This is a genomic window from Trujillonella humicola, from assembly GCF_046233715.1.
GTDB lineage: Bacteria > Actinomycetota > Actinomycetes > Mycobacteriales > Geodermatophilaceae > Trujillonella > Trujillonella humicola.
This window is the reverse complement of the sequence record NZ_JBJNRJ010000149.1, coordinates 1-615: the sequence shown is the minus strand read 5'-3', so window position 1 is coordinate 615 and position 615 is coordinate 1. Positions and strand designations below refer to the sequence as shown.

Sequence of the window (615 nt, the reverse complement as noted above, 5' to 3'; positions counted from 1 at the left end):
GCCGACCAACTGGTCGAGCAGCGGATCGAGCGGGTCACCGTCGAGTCGACCTCGGACTACTGGCGGGGGTTCTTCTACCTGCTGGAAGCACGCGGCCTGTCGGTGATGTTGGTCAACGCCCGCGAGGTGAAGAACGTCCCGGGCCGGCCCAAGACCGACAAGCTCGACGCGGTCTGGCTTGCCAAGCTCACCGAGCGGGGCATGCTGCGGCCCTCGTTCGTGCCACCGGCCGAGATCCGGGTGCTGCGCGACTACACCCGGCTGCGCACCGATCTGACCGTCGAGCGGACCCGGCACTGGTCCCGGCTGGAGAAGCTGCTCGAAGACGCTCTGATCAAGATCACCACCGTGGCCAGTCGGATCGACGGGGTCTCGGTGCGGGAGATGATCGAGGCGCTGATCGCCGGCCAGCGCGACCCCCGGGTGCTGGCCGGGTTCGCTCGCGGGCGGATGCGGATGAAGCACGCCGCCCTCGTGGAGGCGCTCACCGGGCGCTTCGATGACCACCACGGCGAGCTGGCCCGGATGCTGCTGGACCAGATCGACGCGCTCAACGCCCAGATCGACCGGCTCACCACCCGCATCGACGAATTGATCGAGGCGATCCCGGCCGCC

General features: G+C 68.9%; 1 protein-coding gene. It reads left to right on the top strand.

Annotated elements, in window-relative coordinates:
* The coding region (locus ACK586_RS25495) for an IS110 family transposase (protein ID WP_409333329.1) at positions 1 to 615 on the top strand (615 nt) is incomplete at both ends.